Genomic DNA, 23,601 nt, shown 5'->3' with positions numbered 1-23,601 from the left:
CAGCGATCTCCGCATGTCGGACATAGGCCACCCGAAATTGGGTTGCAAAAAGCCCGGGTGCCCCCATCCTGGGGACAACCCGGGCTCAACTACCGGCGGATCAGCCGTGCTTGGCGCGGCTCGCGGCGCGGGCACGCTCACGCTGGTCGAGGTTCACCTTGCGGATGCGAACGGCCTCCGGGGTCACCTCGACGCACTCGTCGTCACGGCAGAACTCCAGCGACTGCTCCAGCGACAGCTTGCGCGGCGGCACGATCGACTCGGCCACATCGGCCGTCGAGGACCGCATGTTGGTGAGCTTCTTCTCCTTGGTGATGTTGACGTCCATGTCGTCGGAGCGGGAGTTCTCACCGACGATCATGCCCTCGTACACCTCGGTGCCCGGCTCCACGAAGAGCACGCCGCGCTCCTGGAGGTTCGTCATCGCGAACGCGGTGACGGCACCGGCGCGGTCGGCGACCAGCGAGCCGTTGTTACGGGTCTGCAGCGTGCCGAACCAGGGCTCGTGGCCCTCGTGGATCGAGTGGCCGATGCCCGTACCCCGGGTCTGGGTCAGGAACTCGGTCCGGAAACCGATCAGACCACGCGACGGGACGACGAACTCCATGCGGACCCAGCCGGAGCCGTGGTTGGACATGTTGTCCATCCGGCCCTTGCGGACGCCCATGAGCTGCGTGACCGCGCCCATGTGCTCCTCGGGCACGTCGATCGTCATGCGCTCGACCGGCTCGTAGACCTTGCCGTCGACGTCCTTGGTGACCACCTGCGGCTTGCCGACGGTCAGCTCGTAGCCCTCCCGGCGCATGGTCTCGACCAGGATGGCGAGCGCCAGCTCACCACGGCCCTGGACCTCCCAGGCGTCCGGACGCTCGGTCTCCAGGACCCGCAGCGAGACGTTACCGATCAGCTCGCGGTCCAGGCGGTCCTTGACCTGGCGGGCGGTGACCTTGCGGTCCTTGACGGCCGACTTGGCGTCCGCGCCCTTGCCGGTGCCGCCCCGGCCGACCAGCGGCGAGGTGTTCGTACCGATGACCATGGAGATCGCGGGCTCGTCCACCGTGATCAGCGGCAGCGGAACCGGGTTCTCGGTGTCGGCCAGGGTCTCGCCGATCATGATGTCCGGGATACCGGCCACGGCGCAGATGTCACCCGGGCCGGCCACCTCGGCGGGCTTGCGGGTGAGCGCCTCGGTCATCATCAGCTCGGAGATGCGCACGTTGCTGATGGAGCCGTCGCGCTTGATCCAGGCGACCGTCTGGCCCTTGCGCAGCTCGCCCTGCTCGACGCGGAGCAGCGCGATACGGCCGAGGAAGTTGTCGGCGTCGAGGTTGGTGACGTGGGCCTGGAGCGGCGCGCCCTCCTCGTACGTCGGGGCCGGGATGTGCTCCAGGATCGTGGAGAAGAACGGCTCCAGGCTGTCGCTGTCGGCCGGGACCGTGCCGTCGTCCGGCTTGGTCAGCGAGGCGATGCCGTCACGGCCGCAGGCGTAGACGATCGGGAACTCGATCTGCTCCTCGTCCGCGTCCAGGTCGAGGAAGAGGTCGTAGGTCTCGTTGACGACCTCGTCGATACGGGAGTCCGGACGATCCGTCTTGTTGATGCACAGGATGACGGGCAGGCGCTGCTGGAGGGCCTTGCGCAGCACGAAGCGGGTCTGCGGCAGCGGGCCCTCGGAGGCGTCCACCAGCAGCACCACACCGTCGACCATCGACAGACCGCGCTCGACCTCGCCACCGAAGTCGGCGTGGCCGGGGGTGTCGATGATGTTGATGGTGATCGGGTCCCCGCCGTCCTTCGGGTGGTACTTGACCGCCGTGTTCTTGGCGAGGATCGTGATGCCCTTCTCACGCTCCAGGTCGTTCGAGTCCATCATGCGGTCGTCGACCGAGTCGAGCTGGTGGGCGGCGAACGCGCCGGCCTGCTTCAGCATGCCGTCGACGATGGTGGTCTTGCCATGGTCGACGTGGGCGACGATGGCGACGTTGCGGATGTCGTGACGCGTAATGGACGCAGCCATAAGGTTGCCGTACTCCCGGAGTGTGAGGAAAGCCTGCGCGTACGTCTGCGTTACGCGGGCCCTGCCGGGCTTGACACGCCACGGCCTCACCCCATCGTACGTGGCCCCGAGGGAGTCGGCTTCCTCAGGGCCATGTGATGATCTCCGCGGAGATCAGTTCGTGGGACTGGCCGAGACCGGCGCCCCCTTCTTCGAGAAGCCCATGTCCTCGTAGACCGGCGTCTGGAATCCGAACGCCCCGGCGTTCACGACGTTCTTCCGCACCCCCACCAGCTGGGGCCGCTGATAAAGCGGAATCGACCCCGCCGCAGCCCAGATCCTGGCGTCCGCCTTGCGGATCAGCGACACCGCCTCGCCCTCGTCCAGGGTCGCCGCGGCCTCGTCGAAGAGCTGGTCCACCTGGTCGGTGCCGACCCGCGTGTAGTTCTGCTCGACGTTCACCGAGCCGTCGGCGGCCGGTACCGGCTTCGCGTACACCGGCCGGTCGTCCGTCGCGGGGAACGCGGAGGACGGCCACGAGTACAGCGCGAGGTCGTAGTCGCCGGAGGCGATGTGGTCCTTGAAGTAGCTCTCGTCCGACACCTTGGTGATCGTCGTCCGGATGCCGACCCGTTCCAGCATGGCCGAGATCCGCTCGGCGACCGAGTTCAGCGTGTCGGAGCCGGGGCCGGACGGCAGCACGAAGCGGAGCAGCAGCGGCTTGCCGTCCTTGGTAAGCGGTGCCGCCGCGGCGGCCGGCGCGGCCGTGCCCTTGGGGGCGTAGGCGCCCGGCGCGCCCCCGTGCCTGCCCTGCTGGGCCAGGTGCCGGTCGCCGCCGTCCCCCCGTCCGCCGCTCTTGTTGTCGCCGCTGTTGCCGCTGTCCCCGTTGCCCTGGTCACCCTCGTCGTTCTCGTTGTCCTCGCCGACGATGTACTGGCCGTCCCTGCCGCCGTCGGACTTTTCCCTCTCGTCCCCCTCATCGTCCTTGTCGCCCTTGTGACTCTTCTCGCTCTTGTCGCTCTCGGAGCCGGCCGCCTTCTCGCCCTTCTTCCGCTCCTTGACCGGGGCGCCGGGCACCCAGCCGGCGTCGGCGAGCAGCGCCTGCGCCTGCTTGGTGTCCTGGCCGCCGACCGCGCCGCTGCCGTCGGCGTAGGCGGGCTGCCCGGACAGGGCGAGGTGGCTGCCGACCGGGATGGCGGGCAGGCCCAGCGGGGTGAGCACCAGCTTGGCGAGTTCGGCCCGGTCCAGGGCGCGGGCGACGGCCCGGCGGACCCGTTCGTCGGCGAGCGGGCCCTCGGAGCCGTTGAGGGCGAGCTGGGTGTAGGCGGGCTCCAGGGACTTGCGGACGTAGAAGTCGCGGAGCGCCTGCTGCTCGTCCAGGTACCTGGTGATGGCCTTGCGCAGCTTCTTCTTGCCGGCCTTGGCCTTGTCGCGGTCGAAGCCGTGCGCGAGCGCCCAGGCCCGGAGCTTCTTCACGGAGGTCCGGCCGGCGCCCTGCAGCGGGTTCACGGTGCCGCGGGCGGCGAGCCCGATCCGCTGGGCGTCGGCGGGGTCGACGTCGGCGAGGTCCACGCTGCCGTCGGCGAGCGCCTCGGCCCGCTTGTCGCGGGGTACGGCGTGCAGCACGATCTCGGACAGCTTGGCGGGCTTGCCCCACCAGCGCGGGTTGCGGGTGAGGACGACGTCCTTGTGGGCGGTGTCGACCTTGTTCACGGTGAAGGGTCCCGCGGTGACCTTCAGCTTGCGGCGGGCGCCGTCGTTGAAGGCGTCGGGGGTGCCCGTGACGTCCTTCGGGTACAGCGGGGAGAACAGCGACTTCCAGTCGGCGTAGGGGCGGGAGAAGGTGACCCGGACCTGGAGGTCGCCGGCGCCGCGCTCGATCTTCTCGATGCGGTCGTAGCCGGCGTTGCGGGCGGTCCAGTACGCGCTGTTCTTGCCGGACAGGGCGCGCCACTGGGCGACGAAGTCCGCGGCGCCGATCTCCCGGCCGTCGCTCCAGACGGCCTGCTGGTTCAGCTTGTACTGCACCACCTGGCGCGGCTCGGTCTCGATGACCTTGGCCGACTCCAGATAGGCGGGATTGGGCACGGGCCGGCCAGTGGCGTCGAGCCGGAACATGGACGGCAGTACGGCCTGGGCGACGCGGCTGGTGCCGGCGTCGGCGTCCGCCTGGAAGGTGTTCAGGGTCTCGGGGAGGGCGTCGACGGCCCACTTCAGCGTGCCGCCGTCGGCGACCAGGTCACGGGCCACCGGGGCGATGTCCTGCGCGGCGAGGGGCTTGCTGACCTTGTCGTCGGAGCCGCAGCCGGCGAGGAACGGCACCGCGAGCGCGCCGGCGGCGACAAAGGCGGTGACGTTCCGCCCGAGGCGCCGGGGTGTACCGCCGTCGGTCGTCTGCGGCGCCGTCGCCCCTACGGGGCGCGGGCCATCGTGGGACATCTCTGCTACCTCCGGGGAGCCGCGAGCGTTATGATCACCTTTGGCGGTATATGGAGCTGATCAGACCTATGCGGCCCACTGAAGAGGAAAGGATCCGGCCACAGCGGGCGACACGGCGGCGACGGGCGGTAACCCCACCCGTGCGGCCCAACGCACCGCGCGATGCATCCGTACGCCTCCGCCAATCGCTGCACATGGCTTCACATCGGCACGTGTGACGCGCAACACTCCAAGGCGCATGAACGTCATCGCCCAGGGTCGGCCGGACCCGCGGAAGTGAGGGCAAGTCATGTCCGTGCACGACGACATCACCTCGGTCCAGCGTTCCCTCGACGATCTGTACCGGTCGCTGGGGCGCCTGGAACACCAGCTCGGCAGCGGCGGCCTGGAGATGCGCCGGGTCCGGCTGGACGCAGACCACCTGCGGGAGAGCGTCGGGCTGCTGCGTGAGGCTGCCGACGCCACCCCGGACACCGCCCGCCGCCCCGACCTCGTCACCATCTCCGACGCGCCCTACGACTTCAGCCTGTGGACGGACTCGGACGACGAGGGCCTGGGCGCCCGCGACCGCCGCGCCCCCTGACCCCCGACCTACCGGAGTCCTGCCTTGGCCACTGGTACGGAACCCCAACAGAACAGCGGCGGCGTACGGACCGGTACGCGCGCCGCGATCGCCGCCCCGCACCTGCGGACCGACCGCTGGTGGCTGGCACCCGCCGTCACCGCGGCCGGTCTGCTGGCCTTCGTCGTCTACTCGACCTGGCGGGCCTTCGCGAACGCCGACTACTACGCGGCACCGTATGTCTCGCCGTTCTACTCGCCGTGCCTGGCGCAGAACTGCCGGACCATGCACGCCGGGCCGAACGCCGACCTCTTCGGGAGCTGGTGGGGCATCTCCCCCGCCATCATCATCCTGATCTTCCCGCTCGGCTTCCGGCTGACCTGCTACTACTACCGCAAGGCGTACTACCGCAGCTTCTGGGCGTCCCCGCCCGCCTGCGCGGTCGCCGAGCCGCACCGGACGTACACCGGCGAGACCCGCTTCCCGCTGGTCCTGCAGAACGTCCACCGGTACTTCTTCTACGCCGCCCTGCTGGTCGCGGGCGTGCTGACCTACGACACCGTGCTGTCGTTCCGGGACACGCACTACCGCTGGGGCCACATGGGGCTCGGCACCCTGGTCTTCCTGGCCAACATCGTGCTGATCTGGGCGTACACACTCTCCTGCCACTCCTGCCGGCACATCGTCGGCGGCAAGCTGAAGCACTTCTCCACACACCCGGTGCGCTACCGGGCGTGGCAGTTCGTCGGCAGGCTCAACGCCCGCCACATGCAGCTGGCGTGGGCGTCGCTGCTGAGCGTGGCGCTCGCCGACTTCTACGTCTATCTCGTCGCGTCCGGCGTCTTCGCCGATCCCCGCTTCTTCTAGAGACCAGTGAGGTACTGAGCTGATGTCCGTGGTCGACCGCCAGGAGTGGGACGTCGTCGTGGTCGGTGCCGGCGGCGCCGGGCTGCGGGCCGCGATCGAGGCACGCGAACGGGGCGCCCGTACGGCGGTGATCTGCAAGTCGCTCTTCGGCAAGGCGCACACGGTGATGGCCGAGGGCGGCATCGCGGCGGCCATGGCCAACGTCAACGAGCACGACAACTGGCAGGTCCACTTCCGCGACACCCTGCGCGGCGGCAAGTTCCTCAACCAGTGGCGGATGGCCGAGCTGCACGCGCAGGAGGCCCCGGACCGGGTGTGGGAGCTGGAGACCTGGGGCGCGCTGTTCGACCGTACGAAGGACGGCCGGATCTCGCAGCGCAACTTCGGCGGCCACGAGTACCCGCGCCTGGCCCATGTCGGCGACCGCACGGGCCTGGAGCTGATCCGCACGCTCCAGCAGAAGATCGTGGCGCTGCAGCAGGAGGACTTCAAGGAGACCGGGGAGTACGAGTCCCGGCTGAAGGTCTTCCAGGAGTGCACGGTCACCAGGATCCTGAAGGACGGTGACCGGGTCTCGGGCGTGTTCGCCTACGAGCGCGAGACCGGCCGCTTCTTCGTCCTGGAGGCCCCCGCGGTCGTGGTCGCGACCGGCGGCATCGGCAAGTCCTTCAAGGTGACGTCGAACTCGTGGGAGTACACGGGTGACGGGCACGCCCTGGCCCTGCTGGCCGGGGCGCCCCTGCTCAACATGGAGTTCGTGCAGTTCCATCCGACGGGCATGGTCTGGCCGCCGTCGGTGAAGGGCATCCTCGTCACCGAGTCGGTGCGCGGCGACGGCGGTGTCCTGCGGAACTCCGAGGGCAAGCGGTTCATGTTCGACTACGTCCCGGACGTCTTCAAGGAGAAGTACGCCGAGTCGGAGGAGGAGGCCGACCGGTGGTACGAGGACCCGGACAACAACCGGCGACCACCCGATCTGCTGCCCCGCGACGAGGTGGCCCGCGCCATCAACGCCGAGGTGAAGGCGGGCCGGGGCTCGCCGCACGGCGGGGTCTTCCTGGACGTGTCCACCCGGATGCCCGCCGAGGTGATCCGGCGTCGGCTGCCCTCGATGTACCACCAGTTCAAGGAGCTGGCGGACGTCGACATCACGGCGGAGGCGATGGAGGTCGGGCCGACCTGTCACTACGTGATGGGCGGCATCGCCGTCGACTCCGACACGGCGGCGGCACACGGGGTGCCGGGGCTGTTCGCGGCCGGTGAGGTGGCGGGCGGCATGCACGGCTCCAACCGGCTCGGCGGCAACTCGCTCTCCGACCTGCTGGTCTTCGGGCGCCGGGCGGGCTGGCACGCGGCGCAGTACACGGCCGCTCTCGCCGGGGGCCGCCCGCCGGTGGACGACGCCCAGGTCAACACGGCCGCGGCGGAGGCCCTGCGCCCGTTCTCGGCGGAGACGGACCGGGAGGGCGAGGCGGGCCCGCCGGAGAACCCGTACACCCTGCACCAGGAACTCCAGCAGACCATGAACGACCTGGTCGGCATCATCCGCCGCGAGGGCGAGATGGAGCAGGCCCTGCACAAGCTCGGCGAACTGCGGGTACGGGCCCGCCGGGCCGGCGTGGAGGGCCACCGCCAGTTCAACCCGGGCTGGCACCTCGCCCTCGACCTGCGCAACATGCTGCTGGTCAGCGAGTGCGTGGCGCGGGCGGCGCTGGAGCGCACCGAGTCGCGCGGCGGACACACCCGCGAGGACCACCCCACCATGGACCGCGCCTGGCGCAATGTGAACCTGCTGTGCACCCTGGCCGACCCCACCGGCGGCCTCGCGGCGACCGACCCCGCGCGGGGCCAGATCCGCCTGACCCGCGAGACCACCGACCCCATCCGCCCGGACCTGCTCGCCCTCTTCGAGAAGGAGGAGCTGGTCAAGTACCTCGCCGAAGAGGAGCTGTACGAGTGAGCAGCTACGAGGCCCGCTTCAAGGTGTGGCGGGGCGATGTGGACGGGGGCGGCCTCGAGGACTTCGGGGTCGAGGTGCACGACGGAGAGGTGGTCCTGGACATCATCCACCGTCTCCAGGCCACCCAGGCACCCGACCTCGCGGTCCGCTGGAACTGCAAGGCGGGCAAGTGCGGTTCGTGCTCCGCGGAGATCAACGGGCGGCCGAGGCTGATGTGCATGACCCGCATGTCGGTGTTCTCCCGGGAGGAGACGATCACCGTCACGCCCCTGCGCGCCTTCCCGGTGGTCCGGGACCTGGTGACGGACGTCGGCTTCAACTACCGGAAGGCGCGGGAGGTCCCCGCGTTCGTGCCGCCGGCCGGTGTCGGTGCGGGCGAGTACCGGATGGCGCAGGAGGACGTGGACCGCTCGCAGGAGTTCCGCAAGTGCATCGAGTGCTTCCTGTGCCAGGACACCTGCCATGTCGTCCGCGACCACGAGGAGAACAAGACGGCGTTCGCCGGCCCGCGCTTCCTCATGCGGGTGGCGGAGCTGGACATGCATCCGCTGGACGCGGCCGACGAGAGCGGCCTGGACCGGGGGCGCACGGCCCAGGACGAACACGGCCTCGGCTACTGCAACATCACCAAGTGCTGTACGGAGGTCTGCCCCGAGGGCATCAAGATCACCGACAATGCCCTGATCCCGCTGAAGGAACGCGCGGTCGACCGCAAGTACGACCCGCTGGTGTGGCTGGGCTCGAAGATCAGGAGGCGGTGACCCAGTCCTCCTCGTAGGCGCGCCAGTCCGCCTCCGTTGCCGCGAAGTCGACGTACAGGGCCACACCGAAGCGGATGCGGTCGGGGGCGGTGCGGGAGAGGCCGAGGCGGACGCCGCGGACGGCGGCCGGGACGGTCTCGGCGCGGGCCCGGTGGCCGAAGCGGTTCTCGTGGTAGAAGGGCAGGCCCATGAGGAGGTCGGTGGTGTCCGGGGTGACTTCCAGGGCGAGGGTTGTCTGCTGGGCCACGTAACCGCCGTAGAGGCCCTGCAGGGGCTGCATGGTGTCGTACGACATGACGGCGATCTGGTCCACGCGGCGGGCCACCTGCCCGAAGTAGGACTGCGACCACCACTTGGGGTGCCCGGTGGTCGCGCCCCAGAAGGAGTGGAACGCGGGCAGCGGGTCGATCTGGTGGGCGGCGACGGAGAGGACCGCGTGCCGGGCGCGGGTGAGGGCGCGCAGGTCGTCGAGGAGGGCGAGGTAGTCGCGGTCGCCGGAGTGCAGGGGTTCCAGGTCGACGTGCACACCGTCGAAACCGGTGGCGAGGACGCGGCGGGCGGAGGCGAGGATCGCGGTGCGGGTCTCGACGCGGTCCAGGCGCAGCCCGTCGGGGGTCTCGCCGGCCAGCTTGTCGCCCAGCCAGGCCTGGACGCGGACCTGGGGCGCCGCGGTGTGCAGCGCCGACGTCAGCCAGTGGGCCTTGGGGTAGGCCGAGCCGGGGAGCGTGCCGTTGTGTTCCAGCGGGCCGGAGTGGACGTAGAGGTCGCGGACGCCGGTCTTCTCCAGCCGGTGGGCGAGGGTCCGCACGTCCTGTGCCGTCTTGCGGCCGTCCACCCAGGCGTGGCCCAGCCAGAGGGCGTCCTGGTGGCGGGTGGTGGTGCCGGGTTCGGGGGTGCCGGTGTAGTTGAGGCGGAGGGCTGTTTCGGCGGTGAGGAGGGGGAGGAGCAGGGTGAGGAGGGTGGCGATCACGGTGCGGCGAAGGAAGCGGCGGCGATTCGTCTTGCCACCCGCAGCCCCGTCCGGTCCCGGCCCGTCCACTCCCAGCTCGTCCGCTCCCGGCCCGTCCGCTCCCCTGTCGTGCATTCCTGACCCCCTGCTCGATCCGTCCCCCACCCGTATCCGTCCCGCTCGCGAAGGCGTCTACCTGCCCATACGCTCCGAAATGTGACGTCCTCCCTGATCCGGGGCCGGCCCCGGCGTGCCACCGCGCACATACGGGTGCGGGTGGCGCATGCCGTGCTGGGTGTGGCGGTCGGGGTCGGCTGGCTGGTGTTGCCGGTGATGACGGCCGAGGCACGAGATCCGGTTCCCGTGGCGCCGGCCGGGACCGTCGCGAGCGCCGCCGCACCGCAGCAGGACGGGGCGTCCACCGCCGACCTCGTACTGCCGCTCCTCGCCGGGGTCACCGCCGTGGTGCTGGCCGGATACGGCTACCTGCGCCGCACCCGCCGCGCCCGCACCCGCACCACCCCCGGGATCGTCTCCGTCGCCCCGCCCGCCCCCACCCCGGCCGACTTCGAGCGCCAGGCCCGTGCCGCGCTGGTGCTGGCCGACGACTGTGTACGCACGAGCCGAGAGGAACTCGGCTTCGTCCAGGAGCGGTTCGGCGAGACGGAGACCGAACCCTTCGTCCATGCCCTGCGGGCCGCCGAGACCGAGCTGGCGGCCGCCTGTGCGATCTGGTGGCGGTACGAGCAGGGGGTGCCGGAGGACGACACCGTGCGGCGGCAGGCGCTGATCGGTGTGGTCGGCCGGTGCGCGGAGGCGGGACGCCGGCTGGACGCGCAGGCCCCCGCGCTGGACCGGTTGCGGGAGCTGGAGGGGCCGGGGCTGGCCGGGGCGCTGGAGGTCGCCGAGGGGCGGTTCCGGGAGCTGACGGGGCGCACGCTGACCGCCGAGGACACCTTGACCGCCCTGCACGAGCGCTGTACGCCCGCGGCCGTCTCGTCCGTCACCGGATACGTCGAACAGGCCAAGGACAGGCTGGTGTTCGCGACCATGCGGCTCAATGAGGCCCGCCAGAGTGCCGACGCGGGCGACGGCGCCCGGGCCGCCGGGCAGCTGCGCGCCGCCGAGGGCGCGGTGGCCCAGGCCGGGGTCCTGGTGACCGGGGTGGAACGACTGGCGGCACGGCTGCGGGAGGCGGCCGAGCTGGTGCCGGCCGCGCTGACCGGCGCGGAGGCGGAGATCGCGGCGGTTCGGCAAGGGGCGGTGCGGGTGCCCCTGACCAGCGGTGAGCTGCACGCACGGCTGGCCCACGCGGACGGTGTGCAGGCTGCCGTACGGGAGGAGCTGACGGCGGGCCCCTACGACCCGCTGGACGCCCTGCGCCGGATCGCGCGCGCCGTGGAACGGCTGGAGACGGGCCACACCGGCGCGCCGGCCGCCGCGGCGCTGCTGGTGGCCAGGGGTTCCGTCGCCGGGGCGGAGGACTTCGTCGCGGTGCACCGGGGCGCCGTGGGCCCTGAGGCCCGGGTCCGCCTGGCGGAGGCGGCACGGGAACTGGGCGCGGACCACGCCGGTACGGCCGACTCCCTGGCCCGCGAGGCCCGCGACCTGGCCGAACGGGACGTACGGTCCCGTGGCCACCCGTACGCGGGCACCGACGGCGACGCGCCGGGGCTCGCCGGTGCGGTTCTGGGCGGGGTGCTGCTGGCAGAGGACGCGGACGGGGGGCCACCGGCGAGCTACGGCGGCCCGCAGACCAGGTCCCGCCACCGCTTCTCGACGCCTGCCCAGGGCCTGTCCGGCGGATCAAGCCGCAGGGAGGAAACGGAGGGAGGAAACGGGGCCTGATCAACGCAGGTGAGCGGGGGCTGGTGCGTGCAGCCGGTCAGAAGAGGCTCAGCAAGGCCTCCGCCGGGTCCGTCAGTCCCGCCTCCCCACCGGGCAACGGCAGCTCGAACCACACCGTCTTGCCGCGAGGCGTCCGCCGCGAGCCCCACGCCGCACTGAGCAACCCCACCAGCTGCAGCCCCCGGCCCCCTTCATCCGTGTCCCGCGCCCGTCGGCGCCTGGGCTGGACCAGGCCGGAGTCCCACACCTCGCACACCAGCGTGCGGTCCAGCAGCAGCCGCAGCCGGATCTCCCCCTCGCCGTACCGCAGCGCGTTGGTGACCAGTTCGCTGACGAGCAGTTCCGTCGTGTCGACGAGCGGCTCCAGATCCCAGCTCAGCAGCTGCCCCCGCGCATACTCCCGCGCCCGCCCCACGCTGCGCGGCTCGCGCGGCAGCGTCCAGTCGCCGACGGACTCGGCAGGCAGGCCCTGCACCCGGGCCATCAGCAGCGCGATGTCGTCCTCGCCGTGGTGGGTGTCGAGGGTGTTGAGGACGTGGTCGCAGACGTCCTCCAGGGGACGGGAGGGGTCGGTGAGCGCGCCGACGAACGCCTGCAGGCCCTCGTCCAGGGGGTGGTCGCGGGACTCGACCAGGCCGTCCGTGTACAGGGCCAGCAGCGCGCCCTCCGGCAGGTCGACCTCGACCTCCTCGAAGGGCTCGCCGCCCACCCCGAGCGGCATGCCGGGCGGCACGTCCAGCATCAGGGCCGACTCGCCGGGCTCGACCAGCACCGGCGGCAGATGGCCGGCGTTGGCGAACGTACAGCGTCTGGTGACGGAGTCGTAGACGGCGTACACGCAGGTCGCGAGGTACACCTCGGAGAGGTCGGCGTCGCGCGGCTGGCGTGCCGTGCGCGTCGCCTGCTGCACCCCGCCCGGAGTGCCCAGCCCCCGCGCGATCTCGTCCAACGCCGACAGGACCTCGGCGGGTTCGAGATCCAGCAGCGCCAAGGTCCGTACCGCCGTACGGAGTTCACCCATGGCGACCGCCGCCCGCAGGCCCCGTCCCATCACATCGCCCACGACCAACGCCGTTCGGTGGCCGGGCAGTTCGATGACGTCGAACCAGTCGCCGCCCACCTCCGTGGCCGCGTTGCCGGGCAGATAGCGGCAGGCGATGTCCAGCCCGGAGGCCTCGGGGTCGCCCGGCGGCAGGAGCGACCGCTGCAGGATCAGCGCCCGCTCGTGCTCCCGGCGGTACAGGCGCGCGTTGTCGATGCAGACCGCCGCGCGTGCCGCCAGTTCCACGGCCAGGTCCCGGTCGCGGTCGCCGAACGGCTCGCTGCCCTTGGTGCGGGCGAACTGGGCGAGGCCGACGACCGTGTCGTGTGCGACCATCGGCACGGCCAGCGTGGACTGCACCAGTCCGCCGTCCTGGGCGGGCAGGAACCGTGGGCGGGCGGTGCGCAGGGCGTCCGCGCAGGGCGAGTTGAAGGGGAAGTGGTGGACGGCGCCGACCTCGACGGGCTCGCCGGAGGCGGCGAAGGGGGCGCCGGAGACGGCGCTGGCGAAGGCGACGCGGCGCAGTTCGGCGCTGCCGTCGGCGAGGCCGGGCGGGGTCTCGTCGCCGGTGAGCAGGCCCTGGTAGAGGTCGACGGTGGCGAGGTCGCAGAAGCCGGGGACGACGACGTCGAGGAGTTCGCGGGCCGTGGTCTCCAGGTCCAGGGAGTTCCCTATGCGGGCGCCGGCCTCGTTGAGCAGGGCGAGGTTGCGGCGGGCGGCGGCGGCCTCGCGGGCGGCGGCCCGGCGGGCGGTGATGTCGGTGCCGAGCCAGGCGATGCCGATGGGCCGGCCACTGCCGCTGTGCACGCGGTAGAGGTTGACGGACCAGTGCCGGCGTTCCTCGGAGCCGGGGACGTACCCCGTGACGTGCATGTCGGTGATGGACTCGCCGCTCTCCAGCACCCGCCGCAGGGTGGCCGAAACCCGCTCGGCCTCACCGCGCGGCAGATAGTCGTGAACGCCCTTGCCACGGTGGTCGTCCGGGGATCCGCCGAAGATGGAGGCGAATCTCTGGTTCGCCCGACGGACCCTCAGATCGATGTCGATCAGCAGGAATCCGAACGGGGATTGACCGAAAATGGCCTGCGAGGCGGCGAGGTCGGTCTCGATGCTGCGCAGGGTGCGGACGTCCACGACGATGCAGACGGCCGCCTTGTCGCCCTCCGCGGTCCGGGTGGGCATGACGTAGACCTCGGCGAGGCCCTCCTCGCCGCGCGCGCCGTCGGCCGTGTCCGGCATCCGGAAGGGTACGACCCCGGTCCACTCCCGTCCGTCGAGGATCTCGGCCATCTTGCGCTGGCCGCGCTCGCGCAGATCGGGGTCGACGAAGGCCTCTATCGGGTCCATGCCGACGGCACGGGCGGCGGGGATGCCGAAGAGCTGCTCGGCGCGCAGGCTCCACTGGTCGACCAGCCCGCCGGTGTTGATGGAGAAGGACGCGACCTTGATGTAGTCGTAGATCGAACCGGGCGGACTGCTCTGCCACATGGCGTCGCCGGGTGCCGCGGCAGCTTCCGCGGCCTGGTTCCTCGCGCCGTCCGACGGGTCCTCGGACTCCGTGGCCTTCGCTGGTATCTCGCTCACGCGAACCGTCCCCTCCAGCTCACCGCGTCGGCACCGGTCACCGAAGGCGGCTGCCCGCAGTATCCAGCACTACGGCGCCGCACGACACGGTGTTCACGATCACAGCTCGGTCCAGATGTTTTTCGGACCGTCCGTGACAACACTTCCACTCTTCTAACCAGGGAACACGCCCTCGAATCACGCACCGAGGGACCGGCCGCGCCCCCGGAGCGCACGATGGACGCACTCCCGCCCGCTGTACACCCCCCGTGCTCCCCGCACGCCTCCGGCTCACCCCGGCACTGCCAGTTCGAACCAGACGGTCTTTCCGCTCACGCCGGGCCGGGTGCCCCAGCGGCGCGAGGAGCCGGCGACCAGTTGCAGTCCGCGGCCACCCTCGTCCTCGTCGCGGGCGACGCGCTCGCGCGGCGGGTCGGGCAGCGGGTCGGAGACCTCCACCAGCAGGGTGTCGTCCAGTTTGACGGGACGGACGAGCCGTACCCCGATGGGGCCGGTGGCGTGCCGCAGCGAGTTGGTGACCAGCTCGCTGACCAGCAACGCGGCGAGATCGGCGAGGCAGTCGAGGCCCCAGCCGTGCAACTGGCCGCGGACCGCGGCGCGTGCGGTGCGCACGGCGCCCGGTTCCGCGGGAAAGGTCCACTCGGCGCAGTCGCCATCGGTGTCGATCACGCCGATCACTTCCCAGGCCAGCGAGCCCACCCATGTCCGGTTTCATGGGGTTAATGGGCACATACCCGATATCCCGGGGGCAGTACCGCCTGAGAGGGCGCACTGTGGCACGAACGGCGTACGGGGCGCTCCGCCTGGCGAACCGCGCACCTAAGAGCTCGGGTGGTGCGGTGGCCGCGCGGCCACCTCCCGGACCGCGGCGACATCCTGGTCGAGCCAGTCGACCTCCCAGATCCGGTCCGGGGTGAGCCAGCGCAGCTCGTCGTGGTCCTCGAGGGGCCGGGGGGCGGGCGAGCCGGGGCGCAGGCGGGCGGTCCACACCTGCAGGACGTACGGCGCCCGCAGCGGCCACTCGCCCGGCACGCGCTCGACCGGCTCGGCGTCGACGCCGAGTTCCTCGCGCAGTTCGCGCACCAGGGCGTGCTCGGGCCGCTCGCCCGGCTCGACCTTGCCGCCGGGCAGCTCCCAGCGGCCGGCCAGGTCCGCGGGTGCGCTACGGCGGGCGGCGAGCAGCCGGTCGCCGTCGAGCAGGGCGGCTCCCACCACCACGATCCGGTCCGTCCTGGGTGCCATGGGCGTGCTGGGCGTCATGGGGCGGAGCCTACGGGAGGGCCCGCGAGGTCAGTTGCGGGCGCCGTCCCCGTTCTGGGCGATGCGCTCGACCCAGTAGAGCTGTTTGTGCCCCCGGTCGTCGAGGCTGTCGGCGATCTTCTGGGCCTCGGCGCGGGTGGCGTACCTGCCGACGCGGTAGCGATTGCCGTTGTCGTCCTGCCGTATCACGATCCAGGGCAGCGAGACCGTCCCCTCACTCATGGTCCCCGCCCCTCGCGTCGCTCCTTCTCGCACCGGCCCACCTTCCCCCACGTCCGGCCGCGCTCGCCCGGGGGGTTCCGGCCCCCCGCCGTGCCCCGCCTAAGGAAACCGCAATACGCATATGCCCGAGCGTACGCCCAACCTTCACGCAGCGAATACGCCTTTTCACAAAGAGGTACGCAACCAGCCAGAAGGGTGGGGGCGCACAGAAGCGAACGCGCCGTCGTGAGCGCCGCCGTCCCGAGTCGGGGGCATATCCGAGTGACCCCTGTTCACCAGCGAAAACGGCCGAATTACGGCCCCCGGTCGCCCGCTGTCCCAGGTCACGCGCCCCATCCGGCGGCCCGCGGGGCACACCGGGGTGTGCGCTACCTCACTCAAGGGGCGCACACACTCGGCCGATCACCTCACCGGCAAGTGATAGGCGACCCGATACCGGTCCGCCGGAATCACCACGTCCGCTGTTTCCACCGGGCGGCCGGAGGCGTAGTACGTGCGCTGGATGACGAGGACCACGTGGCCGGGGACGCCGCCGAGGATGTGGAGTTCCTCGGCGAGGCCGGGGCGGGCGCCCACCTCCTCGGTGACGTTGTCCACGATGACGTCGATGGCGCGCATGCGCTCGGCCACGCCCATGCCGCCCAGCGGGCCCTCCTCGGGGAGCATCACGGGGGTGCGGCCGGTGACGGCGAGGGGCTCCCAGGAGGTGGAGAGCATCATCGGCTCGCCGGCCTCCCGGAACAGGTACTTGGTGCGCATGACCCGGTCGCCGACCTCGATCGCGAGCCGCTCGGCGATGGCGGCGCCGGCCTCGGCCTGCTCGCTGCTGGACTCCCAGGTGCCGCGCACCGAGGCGTCCGCCTGCTCCTGCCGGAACGGCGTGGCGCCGCCGGACGGGCGGTATCCGGAGCGGGCCACACGGCGGGGCACGGGCCGCTCGCGCACATAGGTCCCGGAGCCCGAGCGGCCCTCGACCAGCCCCTCGGCCATCAGCACCTTGCGGGCCTCCAGCGCGACCGTGTCCGAGACGCCGTACTCCTCGCGGATGCGGGCCTGGGACGGCAGGCGGGTGTGGGGCGGCAGTGAACCGTCGACGATCTTCTTGCGGAGATCACCCGCGACACGCAGGTACGCCGGCTGCTCACCGAAAGTCACTGGCCGCTCCCATCAGGTTGTACAGACAGCAACAGCCTGGCAACCGTGGGTTGTGCCATGCAAGCAAGGGCCAGAGAATCACTCGATGTGATGACATGGGGCCGGGGTGGGCTTTACCCAGGCACTTTCTCCCCCGTATGGGTGCGCTCACACCCATGGGCGGGCCGGAGGGCGGGGGTGTGGACACCGGTACCGTGCTCCTGGGTCGGGGATCAGCAGGAGGGGAACGCGTGAGCAAGGTGACCGCCGAGACGGTCCGTCAAGTGAACGGTATGACGGCCCGCTGGGCGCATGCACTGCCGGAGGGCACGGTGTTCTCCGCGCCCGGGGTGTGGCCCCTGCTGGCCTTCCTGGCCGACGGGGCGGCGGGACCGGCGCGGGCGGAGCTGAGCGAGGCCCTCGGGGTGCCGGCGGGTCAGGCGGCGGGTGCCGCACGGGAGTTGCTGGCGGCGCTCGCGTCGGTGTCCGGGATGGACGCCGCGCTCGGCCTGTGGACGCATCACGCGCTCGCCCTGCGCGAGGAGTGGCGGGCCGGGCTGCCGGCCGGGGCGTACGGCGTGTTCGGGGACGACCTCGTCACCGCGCAGGAGCGGCTGGACGCCTGGGCGGCCGAGCGGACCGGCGGGCTGGTCGAGCGGATGCCCGTGACGCTGACCCGGGACGCGCGGATGGTGCTGGCGAGCGCCCTCGCGTTGCGCACCACCTGGCGGCAGCCCTTCGACCAGCTGCCGCTCACGCCGGACGCCGGTCCCTGGCAGGGCCGTACGCTGCGCGGGCTGCACCGGCGGAGCCCTCGGCCGGACCGGGTCGGTGTGACGAGCACGCCGGACGGGTTCGTCACCGCGCTGACGGTGCCGGGTGACAACGGCGTGGACGTCCACCTGGTGCTCGGCGAGGAGCGGATGACCCCGGGTCAGGTGCTCACGGCCGGCGTGGGGATCGTGGAACGGGCGCTGCCGCTCACCGGCGGCGGCTCGCTGCCGCACGGGCATGTCGGGCCGGGCCTGTACGTCGAGCAGCAGCCGGCCGTCGAGCCGGTACCGCTGACGCTGGACGTGCGGACGGTGGCGTACGAGGTGCGCGCCGATCACGATCTGCTCGCCCTGGCCGGGCTGTTCGGGCTCACGGCGGCGACGGACGCGCGGCACGCCCACTTCCCCGGCGTCAGTGACTACCCGCTCGCCATCGGCCAGGCCCGCCAGTCCGCGGTGGCCCAGTTCGGCGCGCTGGGCTTCCGGGCGGCCGCGGTGACGGCCGTGATGGCAGCGCCGGGGAGCGCGCCGCCGCAGTACCGGTACGAGTCCACGGTCGTCCGCGCCGTCTTCGACCGCCCCTTCGGCTTCCTCGCCGTCGACCGCGAGTCCCGGCTGGTGCTGGTGGCGGGCTGGGTGACGGATCCGGCGCCGGAACCGGTCATGGGCTTCCCCAGGGCCCTTTAGGAGGGGTTTTCGCGGGGGTTCAAGGCGGGCGGAGGAGCATTTCTCTCGATACCGCCGAACACCGACTTCGCCGGACTTCGATAACGCTACGGCGCCAACCACTTTCAACAGACAATAACCGACTCTTTGGGATTCACAAAGCATTCATATGAGGTGAAATTCGGCCCTCTATGGATGATTCATAGATACCACCGCCCCAAGCCGGACAGAGAACCCCTGCCGCCCTCGCACGCTGCGGCCTGCGGCGACAAGGGCCGCTCGGACAGGCGCGCGATTCCCGTAAGGCGTGTAATCCAGACACTTCATGCTATCTGCGATAAATACCCCCCTTGTGGTCCACCCGGCGACAGGACGACGATCCCTCCTCGTTCCCACCCCTACCTGGGAGGAGTTCGTCATGAGCGAGCGGTTGAGCCTCGGCCCGGATGCCGCACGGCAACTCGCCAACACCACCAAGACGACACCGCAGATGCGCGGCATCACGCCGCGCTACCTGCTGCGCGCGCTGCCCTGGGTGGACGTCGAGTCGGGCGTCTACCGCGTCAACCGGCGTCGTACGTACGTCCTGGGCGACGACCGCATCAGCACGACCGACGACGGCGCGCCGCGCGTCATCGCGGGCGACCTCCGCGAACTGCCGTACCTGCGCGAGGCGGACGACGCGCTGCTGGAGGAACTGGCGTGCGCTTTCACGCAGGTGACCTTCGAACCCGGCGAAGTGCTGGCCCAGGAGGGCGCCCCTGCCGACCGGTTGTGGGTGATCGTGCACGGGCGCGCCGAGAAGCGCGCGACCGGGCAGTACGGCGCGGACGCGCTCCTCGACGTCATCGGCGACGGCCAGTTCTTCGACCTCGGCGCGTGGACCCGCGCCGAGGCCATGCCCTACCGGGTGCAGGCGCTGACCGCCGGCACCGCCCTCTGCCTGGACCGCGCGGAACTCGCCCGGCTCGGCGAGCGGAACGAGACCTTACGCGGCGCGGTGGACGCGTACGTCGCCGGCGCCCACGTCATGGCCGGTGCCGAGGTCCCCGTCGACCTCACCGCTGGGCACGAGGGTGAGCCGGACCTGCCGGGGACGTTCGTGGACTACGAGGACGCGCCCCGCGAGTACCACATGACGCTCGCCCAGACCGTGCTGCGCGTGCACACCCGCGTCTCCGACCTCTACAACGGGCCGATCGACCAGACGCGGGCCCAGGCCAACCTCACCGTTCACGCGCTGCGCGAGCGGCAGGAGGCCTCGATGCTGTACCACCCGGAGTTCGGGCTCTTCAACAACGTCGCCCCGGGGCAGCGCGTACAGACGCGCACCGGCGCGCCGACCCCCGACGACCTGGACGAGCTGCTGACGCGGGTGTGGAAGCAGCCCGCGTACTTCCTCGCCCACCCGAAGGCGATCGCGGGGTTCGGCCGCGAATGTACGCGCCGGGGCGTGCCCCCGGTGATCGAGAACCGCTTCGGCAGCCCGCTGCTGACCTGGCGTGGAGTGCCGCTGCTGCCGTCGGACAAGGTGCGCTTCTCCGGGGGCGCGGGCGTGGGGACGACCGAGATCCTGCTGATGCGGCTGGGCGAGGCCGAGCAGGGCGTGGTGGGCCTGCGGCCGTCGAACGTCGCCGACGAGGTCGAGCCGGGTCTGGCGATGAAGAACATGGGCGTGGACCAGAAGGGCATCACGTCGTACCTGATGACGGCGTACTTCAACGCGGCGGTGCTGGTGGAGGACGCGCTCGCGGTCCTCCAGAACGTCGAGGTGTCCAAGTACCATGACTACTCCTGACGTTGCCGGCTTCCCCGGCCTGACGGCGCCGACTGCCCAGGTCCTGACGAGGGTTCCCGAGCCCACCGGCCAAGCCCTGGCTCCTGCTCCTGCCGTTCCCCAGCCGTCCGGTGCCTCCCAGGGCTTCTCGCCCGAGGTGGCCCGCCGGGACGTACCGATCCTGCACCGGACGGTCAACGGCCACCCGCTGATCTGGCTGGACAACGGCGCCACCACGCAGAAGCCCCGGCAGGTGATCGAGGCGCTGGCGGCGTTCTACGCCTCCGCCAACTCCAACATCCACCGGGGCGCGCACACGATGGCGCGCGAGGCGACGGAGATGTACGAGGCGGGCCGGGCCGCGGTCGCGCGGTTCCTGGGCGCGCCCTCGCCCGAGAGCATCGTCTTCGTCCGGGGAACGACCGAGGCGATCAACCTGGTCGCGCAGAGCTGGGGGCGCGCCAACCTCGGCCCCGGGGACGACGTCCTGGTGCCGGTGCTGGAGCACCACGCGAACATCGTGCCCTGGCAGCTGGTCGCCAAGGAGACACGCGCGCGCGTCGTGCCCGTACCCCTGCGGCCGGACGGCGGCATCGACCAGGACGCGTACGCCGATCTGCTCTCCATGAGGACCCGGCTCGTGGTCATCAGCCATGCCTCGAACGTCCTCGGCACCGTGCCGCCGGTCCGGGAGATGACGGCGCTGGCGCACCGCTACCAGGCGAAGGTGCTGGTGGACGGGGCACAGGCGGTGGCGCACTTCCCGGTCGACGTGACGGACCTGGACGCCGACTTCTACGCCTTCTCCGGCCACAAGATCTACGCGCCCACGGGCATCGGCGCCCTGTACGCCAAACCGGAGATCCTCCAGGCCATGGCGCCGTGGCAGTCGGGCGGCAACATGATCGAGTCGGTGAGCTTCGGCCGGACGACGTTCGCCCCGGTCCCGCACCGCTTCGAAGCGGGCACCGGCCATATCTCCGGCGTGGCCGGCCTGCTGTCCGCCCTCAACTGGCTGACGGCCTTCGACCGCAAGGCGGTGGCGGACTACGAGACGCAACTGATGGCCTACGCGCAGGAAGCCCTGGCCAAGGTCCCGGGCCTCGAAGTGCTGGGCGCGGCGGCCGAGCGGATCGGCGTACTGACCTTCACCCTGCCCGGCCACACCCCGGCCGAGATCGCCGACTGGCTGGACCACGACGGCATAGCCGTCCGGGCCGGGCACCACTGCGCCCAGCCGGCCCTGGCCCACTACGGCCTCGACTCGGCGGCCCGTGCGTCGCTGGCGCTGTACAACACGCGGGAGGAGGTGGACCGGCTGGTGTCGGCACTGCTGGAACTGCAGTCCACCTGAATCCGGGCGCTCACCGCCCCGACCGGCACACAAGGGCCTGCCCGTACGACCCCGACCAGGGTCATACGGGCGGGCCCGTCGGGTCAGGCCCAAGTGGTGGTGCACCATGCGCTACACGTTGAAGGGGAACGCCTGCCACAACGCTCTCACCTGCGCAAACGGGCTTCTGAGAGATCCAAGTCAGCACAGAATCAGCACGGGCGGCAGGTCCGGGGTTTTCAGGACAGCCAGGAAGGGCGGTGGCCTCTTGACGATCTCGTGGCCCAGGCCTCGCCGAGTCGCTACGGTTTAGCCATGACCGCACTGCCCGACTGGATGCGCCCGCCGCGCGCGGAAGGCTGGTTCGCGGAGGATCTGGACCGCCTCCCCGAGGCGCCACGCCACACCGAGCTGATCGACGGAGCCCTCGTCTTCATGATGTCGCCCCAGCGGTCCTGGCATGGCCGCCTTGTCACCTCCCTCACCACCACACTCATGGCCACCGCGCCCGCCGGTTTCGAGGTCGAACGGGAGATGACGATCCGCCTCGACGAGCGAAACCGGCCGGAGCCGGATCTGCTGGTGACGACCGCGCCCTACGACCCGGACCGCACGTGGTACGCGCCGGAAGAGGTCCGGCTCGTCATCGAGGTCGTCTCACCGGAATCCGCCCACCGTGACCGCACGGTGAAGCTACACAAGTACGCAGAAGCCAAGATCTCGCACTATTGGTGCATCGAGGAAGAAGATGGCGCTCCTGTCGTGCACGTCTACGAACTCGACGAACCGACCGGCGTCTACGCGCCGGCGGGTATCTTCCGGGGCACCCTCAAGCGTCCTGTGCCCTTCGAGATCAACGTGGACCTCGACAAGCTCACCCCATCGCGGGGCAACTGAAAGTCAGCACCAAGTCAGCACAGGAACGCGGAAGGGGCCTGGCTCGCCAGAGCCCGGCCCCTTCCGACCTGCGCGCTTGACGAATCACCTAGCGCTCGGTAAAGCAGCGATCACACATTGAAGCGGAACGTCCACCACAACGCTCTCACCTGCGGAAACGGGCTTCTGAGAGATCCAAGTCAGCACAGAATCAGCACGGAAAAACAAGGTCAGCACCTAGGCCACTTCGTCGTACCCCTCCGGGGTTCGCGGAGCCTCGCTCGGGACCTCCACCGGCACGGGCCTCATGGCATTCTGCATGACCTCACGGCAGCGGTGCCAGGCACCCGGAACGAGGTGCCCATAGATGTCCACGGTGGTCTTGATCGACTTGTGGCCCAGCCAGCGCGAGACCTCGTGGATCGGGATGCCGTTTGCAAGAGCAGTCGACGCGAAGAAGTGCCTCAGCGAGTGCGGGGTGTACTTCGGCTTGCCGTTCACGTCGACCAGACCGGCGGCCCGACATGCCTTCTTGAAGTGGTAGCCGTACGTCGTTGCCGTGGGCATGGTGCCCTTGCCTCGCTCACGCGGGGCGAAGAAGACTTCGAGCTGTCGGTCCTTGCCCGCCTTGTCCTTGAAGGCAACCGGGATCGAATCCCACTGCTCCAAGTGGGCGTCGATCTCCTCGTCGATGAACGGAGCGACCGGGATGTCTCGGTACTCCCCCTCGGCCCGATGCTTCAGCGGGACGAAGGTCGTACGGCGGTCCCCACGGTTGGCCTGTGAGCTGACCTGCCAGCGGACGCGGATGAAGTCGGTCCGCCGGCACTCGCTCGCGAAGGCCAGGGTCTCGCTGATCCGGAGGCCAGCCCCCGACTGCAAGTAGATCGACAGCCGGTACTGAGGCGAGATGTGCTTCGCCAACAGCTCGACCTCTTCGAGGCTGGGAATCTCGTCCTCGTCCACGGCGAGCGAACTCGTCCGAGGGATCTTGACACCCTTCGCTGGGTTCTCGGATATGCGCTTCTCAACGACGGCAGCCTCAAGCATCGCGGCCACGAACTTCATCCGGTCGTTGATCGTCGAAGCGGCCATGCCCTCGCCCTTGCGGTGCAGCGCCGCTACGAAGCGCTCGAAGTCGGCCTTCGCGAGCCCGGCGAGAGTCTTGCGGCCGAGGTGGGGGACGAGGTGGTTCTTCGTGAACCCCTCGTAGTTGCGCAGGGTGCCCTCGGCGAGGATCTGCCGATCCAACCACTCCCGCGACCAGGCCCGAAGCGTTATAGCGCCACGCTGGGGGTCGAGGTAGATCCCCATCCCCTTGTCGTGCTCGACCTTGGAGGCGAAGGCGTCAGCTCCGTCCGGACCGGTCTTCTTGTCGAACGTCTTCTCTCGCTGACGCGCGGTCCGGCCGCCAGGCTCTCTGTAGCGGACAGTCCATTTGTGCCCACATCGCGCCTTGTCGCAGGGGTACTCCTTGCTCTGCGGGTCGGTCTTGCACTTCTGGAACACCGTGGCCATGCGGCCCCCTATCTCTTGTCTCTGTTTCAGGCAC

At 70.7% G+C, this 23,601-nt stretch carries 18 protein-coding genes; 9 read left to right on the top strand and 9 right to left on the bottom strand.

Features of this window, described 5'->3' with window-relative positions; translation table 11 throughout:
- Window positions 1-100: 100 nt before the first annotated feature.
- The gene (typA, locus tag ACWC0C_RS11265) at window positions 101-2,017 is read right to left on the bottom strand and encodes a translational GTPase TypA (protein WP_449195713.1); all 1,917 of its coding nucleotides are present in this window, start codon (window positions 2,015-2,017) and stop codon (window positions 101-103) included.
- A 153-nt stretch (window positions 2,018-2,170) separates the two neighbouring features.
- Complete coding sequence (locus ACWC0C_RS11260; protein ID WP_450863355.1) at window positions 2,171-4,435, bottom strand: ABC transporter substrate-binding protein; 2,265 nt, start codon at window positions 4,433-4,435, stop codon at window positions 2,171-2,173.
- A 289-nt stretch (window positions 4,436-4,724) separates the two neighbouring features.
- Here ACWC0C_RS11260 and ACWC0C_RS11255 point away from each other — a divergent pair, with 289 nt between their 5' ends.
- Genes ACWC0C_RS11255 through ACWC0C_RS11240 form a run of 4 tightly spaced genes read left to right on the top strand, consistent with a single transcriptional unit; the run spans window position 4,725 to window position 8,585 of the window.
- Entirely contained in the window at window positions 4,725-5,018 is a 294-nt protein-coding gene (locus ACWC0C_RS11255; RefSeq protein WP_449195715.1) for a hypothetical protein, read from the top strand.
- A 24-nt stretch (window positions 5,019-5,042) separates the two neighbouring features.
- Window positions 5,043-5,864 (top strand): hypothetical protein, encoded by an 822-nt coding sequence (locus ACWC0C_RS11250; RefSeq protein WP_450863353.1) that lies wholly within the window; start codon window positions 5,043-5,045, stop codon window positions 5,862-5,864.
- A gap of 22 nt (window positions 5,865-5,886) precedes the next feature.
- A complete protein-coding gene (locus tag ACWC0C_RS11245; protein WP_450863351.1) occupies window positions 5,887-7,824 on the top strand; it encodes a fumarate reductase/succinate dehydrogenase flavoprotein subunit in 1,938 nt (645 codons plus the stop codon).
- A complete protein-coding gene (locus ACWC0C_RS11240; protein ID WP_450863350.1) occupies window positions 7,821-8,585 on the top strand; it encodes a succinate dehydrogenase/fumarate reductase iron-sulfur subunit in 765 nt (254 codons plus the stop codon). The genes ACWC0C_RS11245 and ACWC0C_RS11240 overlap by 4 nt, the downstream gene beginning before the upstream one ends.
- On the opposite strand, the gene ACWC0C_RS11235 is transcribed toward ACWC0C_RS11240, so the two are convergent.
- Window positions 8,572-9,669: a hypothetical protein gene (locus tag ACWC0C_RS11235; RefSeq protein ID WP_450863348.1), complete on the bottom strand. Its 1,098-nt coding sequence runs from the start codon at window positions 9,667-9,669 to the stop codon at window positions 8,572-8,574. The two genes, ACWC0C_RS11240 and ACWC0C_RS11235, sit on opposite strands and share 14 nt — an antisense overlap.
- 81 nt (window positions 9,670-9,750) lie before the next feature.
- On the opposite strand from ACWC0C_RS11235, the gene ACWC0C_RS11230 reads away from it, so the two are divergent.
- Window positions 9,751-11,382, top strand: a complete 1,632-nt coding sequence (locus ACWC0C_RS11230; RefSeq protein ID WP_450863346.1) for a hypothetical protein — start codon at window positions 9,751-9,753, stop codon at window positions 11,380-11,382.
- A gap of 37 nt (window positions 11,383-11,419) precedes the next feature.
- Here ACWC0C_RS11230 and ACWC0C_RS11225 read toward each other — a convergent pair whose 3' ends face one another.
- From ACWC0C_RS11225 to ACWC0C_RS11205, 5 genes are all read right to left on the bottom strand, one after another.
- Window positions 11,420-14,008 carry a SpoIIE family protein phosphatase gene (locus ACWC0C_RS11225; protein WP_450863344.1) on the bottom strand — a complete coding sequence of 863 codons (2,589 nt, stop codon included), beginning with the start codon at window positions 14,006-14,008 and terminating at the stop codon, window positions 11,420-11,422.
- A gap of 270 nt (window positions 14,009-14,278) precedes the next feature.
- Entirely contained in the window at window positions 14,279-14,707 is a 429-nt protein-coding gene (locus tag ACWC0C_RS11220) for an ATP-binding protein (RefSeq protein ID WP_449195722.1), read from the bottom strand.
- A 120-nt stretch (window positions 14,708-14,827) separates the two neighbouring features.
- Window positions 14,828-15,268: a (deoxy)nucleoside triphosphate pyrophosphohydrolase gene (locus tag ACWC0C_RS11215; protein WP_450863342.1), complete on the bottom strand. Its 441-nt coding sequence runs from the start codon at window positions 15,266-15,268 to the stop codon at window positions 14,828-14,830.
- Between the two features lie 30 nt (window positions 15,269-15,298).
- On the bottom strand, window positions 15,299-15,490 hold the full coding sequence (locus tag ACWC0C_RS11210) for an SPOR domain-containing protein (RefSeq protein WP_449195724.1): 192 nt from the start codon (window positions 15,488-15,490) through the stop codon (window positions 15,299-15,301).
- A gap of 402 nt (window positions 15,491-15,892) precedes the next feature.
- Window positions 15,893-16,645 carry a GntR family transcriptional regulator gene (locus ACWC0C_RS11205; protein WP_449195725.1) on the bottom strand — a complete coding sequence of 251 codons (753 nt, stop codon included), beginning with the start codon at window positions 16,643-16,645 and terminating at the stop codon, window positions 15,893-15,895.
- 272 nt (window positions 16,646-16,917) lie between these two features.
- On the opposite strand from ACWC0C_RS11205, the gene ACWC0C_RS11200 reads away from it, so the two are divergent.
- The 4 genes from ACWC0C_RS11200 (at window position 16,918) to ACWC0C_RS11185 (ending at window position 22,070) form a co-directional block, all read left to right on the top strand.
- Window positions 16,918-18,084 (top strand): serpin family protein, encoded by a 1,167-nt coding sequence (locus ACWC0C_RS11200; RefSeq protein ID WP_450863639.1) that lies wholly within the window; start codon window positions 16,918-16,920, stop codon window positions 18,082-18,084.
- A 397-nt stretch (window positions 18,085-18,481) separates the two neighbouring features.
- Entirely contained in the window at window positions 18,482-19,861 is a 1,380-nt protein-coding gene (locus tag ACWC0C_RS11195) for a family 2B encapsulin nanocompartment shell protein (protein ID WP_450863339.1), read from the top strand.
- Window positions 19,848-21,194 (top strand): SufS family cysteine desulfurase, encoded by a 1,347-nt coding sequence (locus tag ACWC0C_RS11190; protein ID WP_450863337.1) that lies wholly within the window; start codon window positions 19,848-19,850, stop codon window positions 21,192-21,194. Before ACWC0C_RS11195 ends, ACWC0C_RS11190 begins: the two co-directional genes overlap by 14 nt.
- 294 nt (window positions 21,195-21,488) lie before the next feature.
- Window positions 21,489-22,070 (top strand): Uma2 family endonuclease, encoded by a 582-nt coding sequence (locus ACWC0C_RS11185; RefSeq protein ID WP_450863335.1) that lies wholly within the window; start codon window positions 21,489-21,491, stop codon window positions 22,068-22,070.
- Between the two features lie 216 nt (window positions 22,071-22,286).
- Here the strand turns inward: ACWC0C_RS11185 and ACWC0C_RS11180 are convergent, their stop codons facing one another.
- On the bottom strand, window positions 22,287-23,567 hold the full coding sequence (locus tag ACWC0C_RS11180) for a tyrosine-type recombinase/integrase (RefSeq protein WP_450863333.1): 1,281 nt from the start codon (window positions 23,565-23,567) through the stop codon (window positions 22,287-22,289).
- Window positions 23,568-23,601: the final 34 nt, after the last annotated feature.

The organism is Streptomyces sp. NPDC001709 (assembly GCF_053596375.1).
The sequence above is the reverse complement of the archived record's forward strand: the minus strand, read 5'-3'. Positions and strand labels throughout refer to the sequence as shown.

Coding starts and splice junctions, on each gene's coding strand:
- typA (WP_449195713.1), bottom strand. CDS start 2,017: ATGGCTGCGTCCATTACGCGTCACGACATCCGCAACGTCGCCATCGTC.
- ACWC0C_RS11260 (WP_450863355.1), bottom strand. CDS start 4,435: ATGTCCCACGATGGCCCGCGCCCCGTAGGGGCGACGGCGCCGCAGACG.
- ACWC0C_RS11255 (WP_449195715.1), top strand. CDS start 4,725: ATGTCCGTGCACGACGACATCACCTCGGTCCAGCGTTCCCTCGACGAT.
- ACWC0C_RS11245 (WP_450863351.1), top strand. CDS start 5,887: ATGTCCGTGGTCGACCGCCAGGAGTGGGACGTCGTCGTGGTCGGTGCC.
- ACWC0C_RS11235 (WP_450863348.1), bottom strand. CDS start 9,669: ATGCACGACAGGGGAGCGGACGGGCCGGGAGCGGACGAGCTGGGAGTG.
- ACWC0C_RS11215 (WP_450863342.1), bottom strand. CDS start 15,268: ATGACGCCCAGCACGCCCATGGCACCCAGGACGGACCGGATCGTGGTG.
- ACWC0C_RS11210 (WP_449195724.1), bottom strand. CDS start 15,490: ATGAGTGAGGGGACGGTCTCGCTGCCCTGGATCGTGATACGGCAGGAC.
- ACWC0C_RS11200 (WP_450863639.1), top strand. CDS start 16,918: ATGACGGCCCGCTGGGCGCATGCACTGCCGGAGGGCACGGTGTTCTCC.
- ACWC0C_RS11195 (WP_450863339.1), top strand. CDS start 18,482: ATGAGCGAGCGGTTGAGCCTCGGCCCGGATGCCGCACGGCAACTCGCC.
- ACWC0C_RS11190 (WP_450863337.1), top strand. CDS start 19,848: ATGACTACTCCTGACGTTGCCGGCTTCCCCGGCCTGACGGCGCCGACT.
- ACWC0C_RS11185 (WP_450863335.1), top strand. CDS start 21,489: ATGACCGCACTGCCCGACTGGATGCGCCCGCCGCGCGCGGAAGGCTGG.
- ACWC0C_RS11180 (WP_450863333.1), bottom strand. CDS start 23,567: ATGGCCACGGTGTTCCAGAAGTGCAAGACCGACCCGCAGAGCAAGGAG.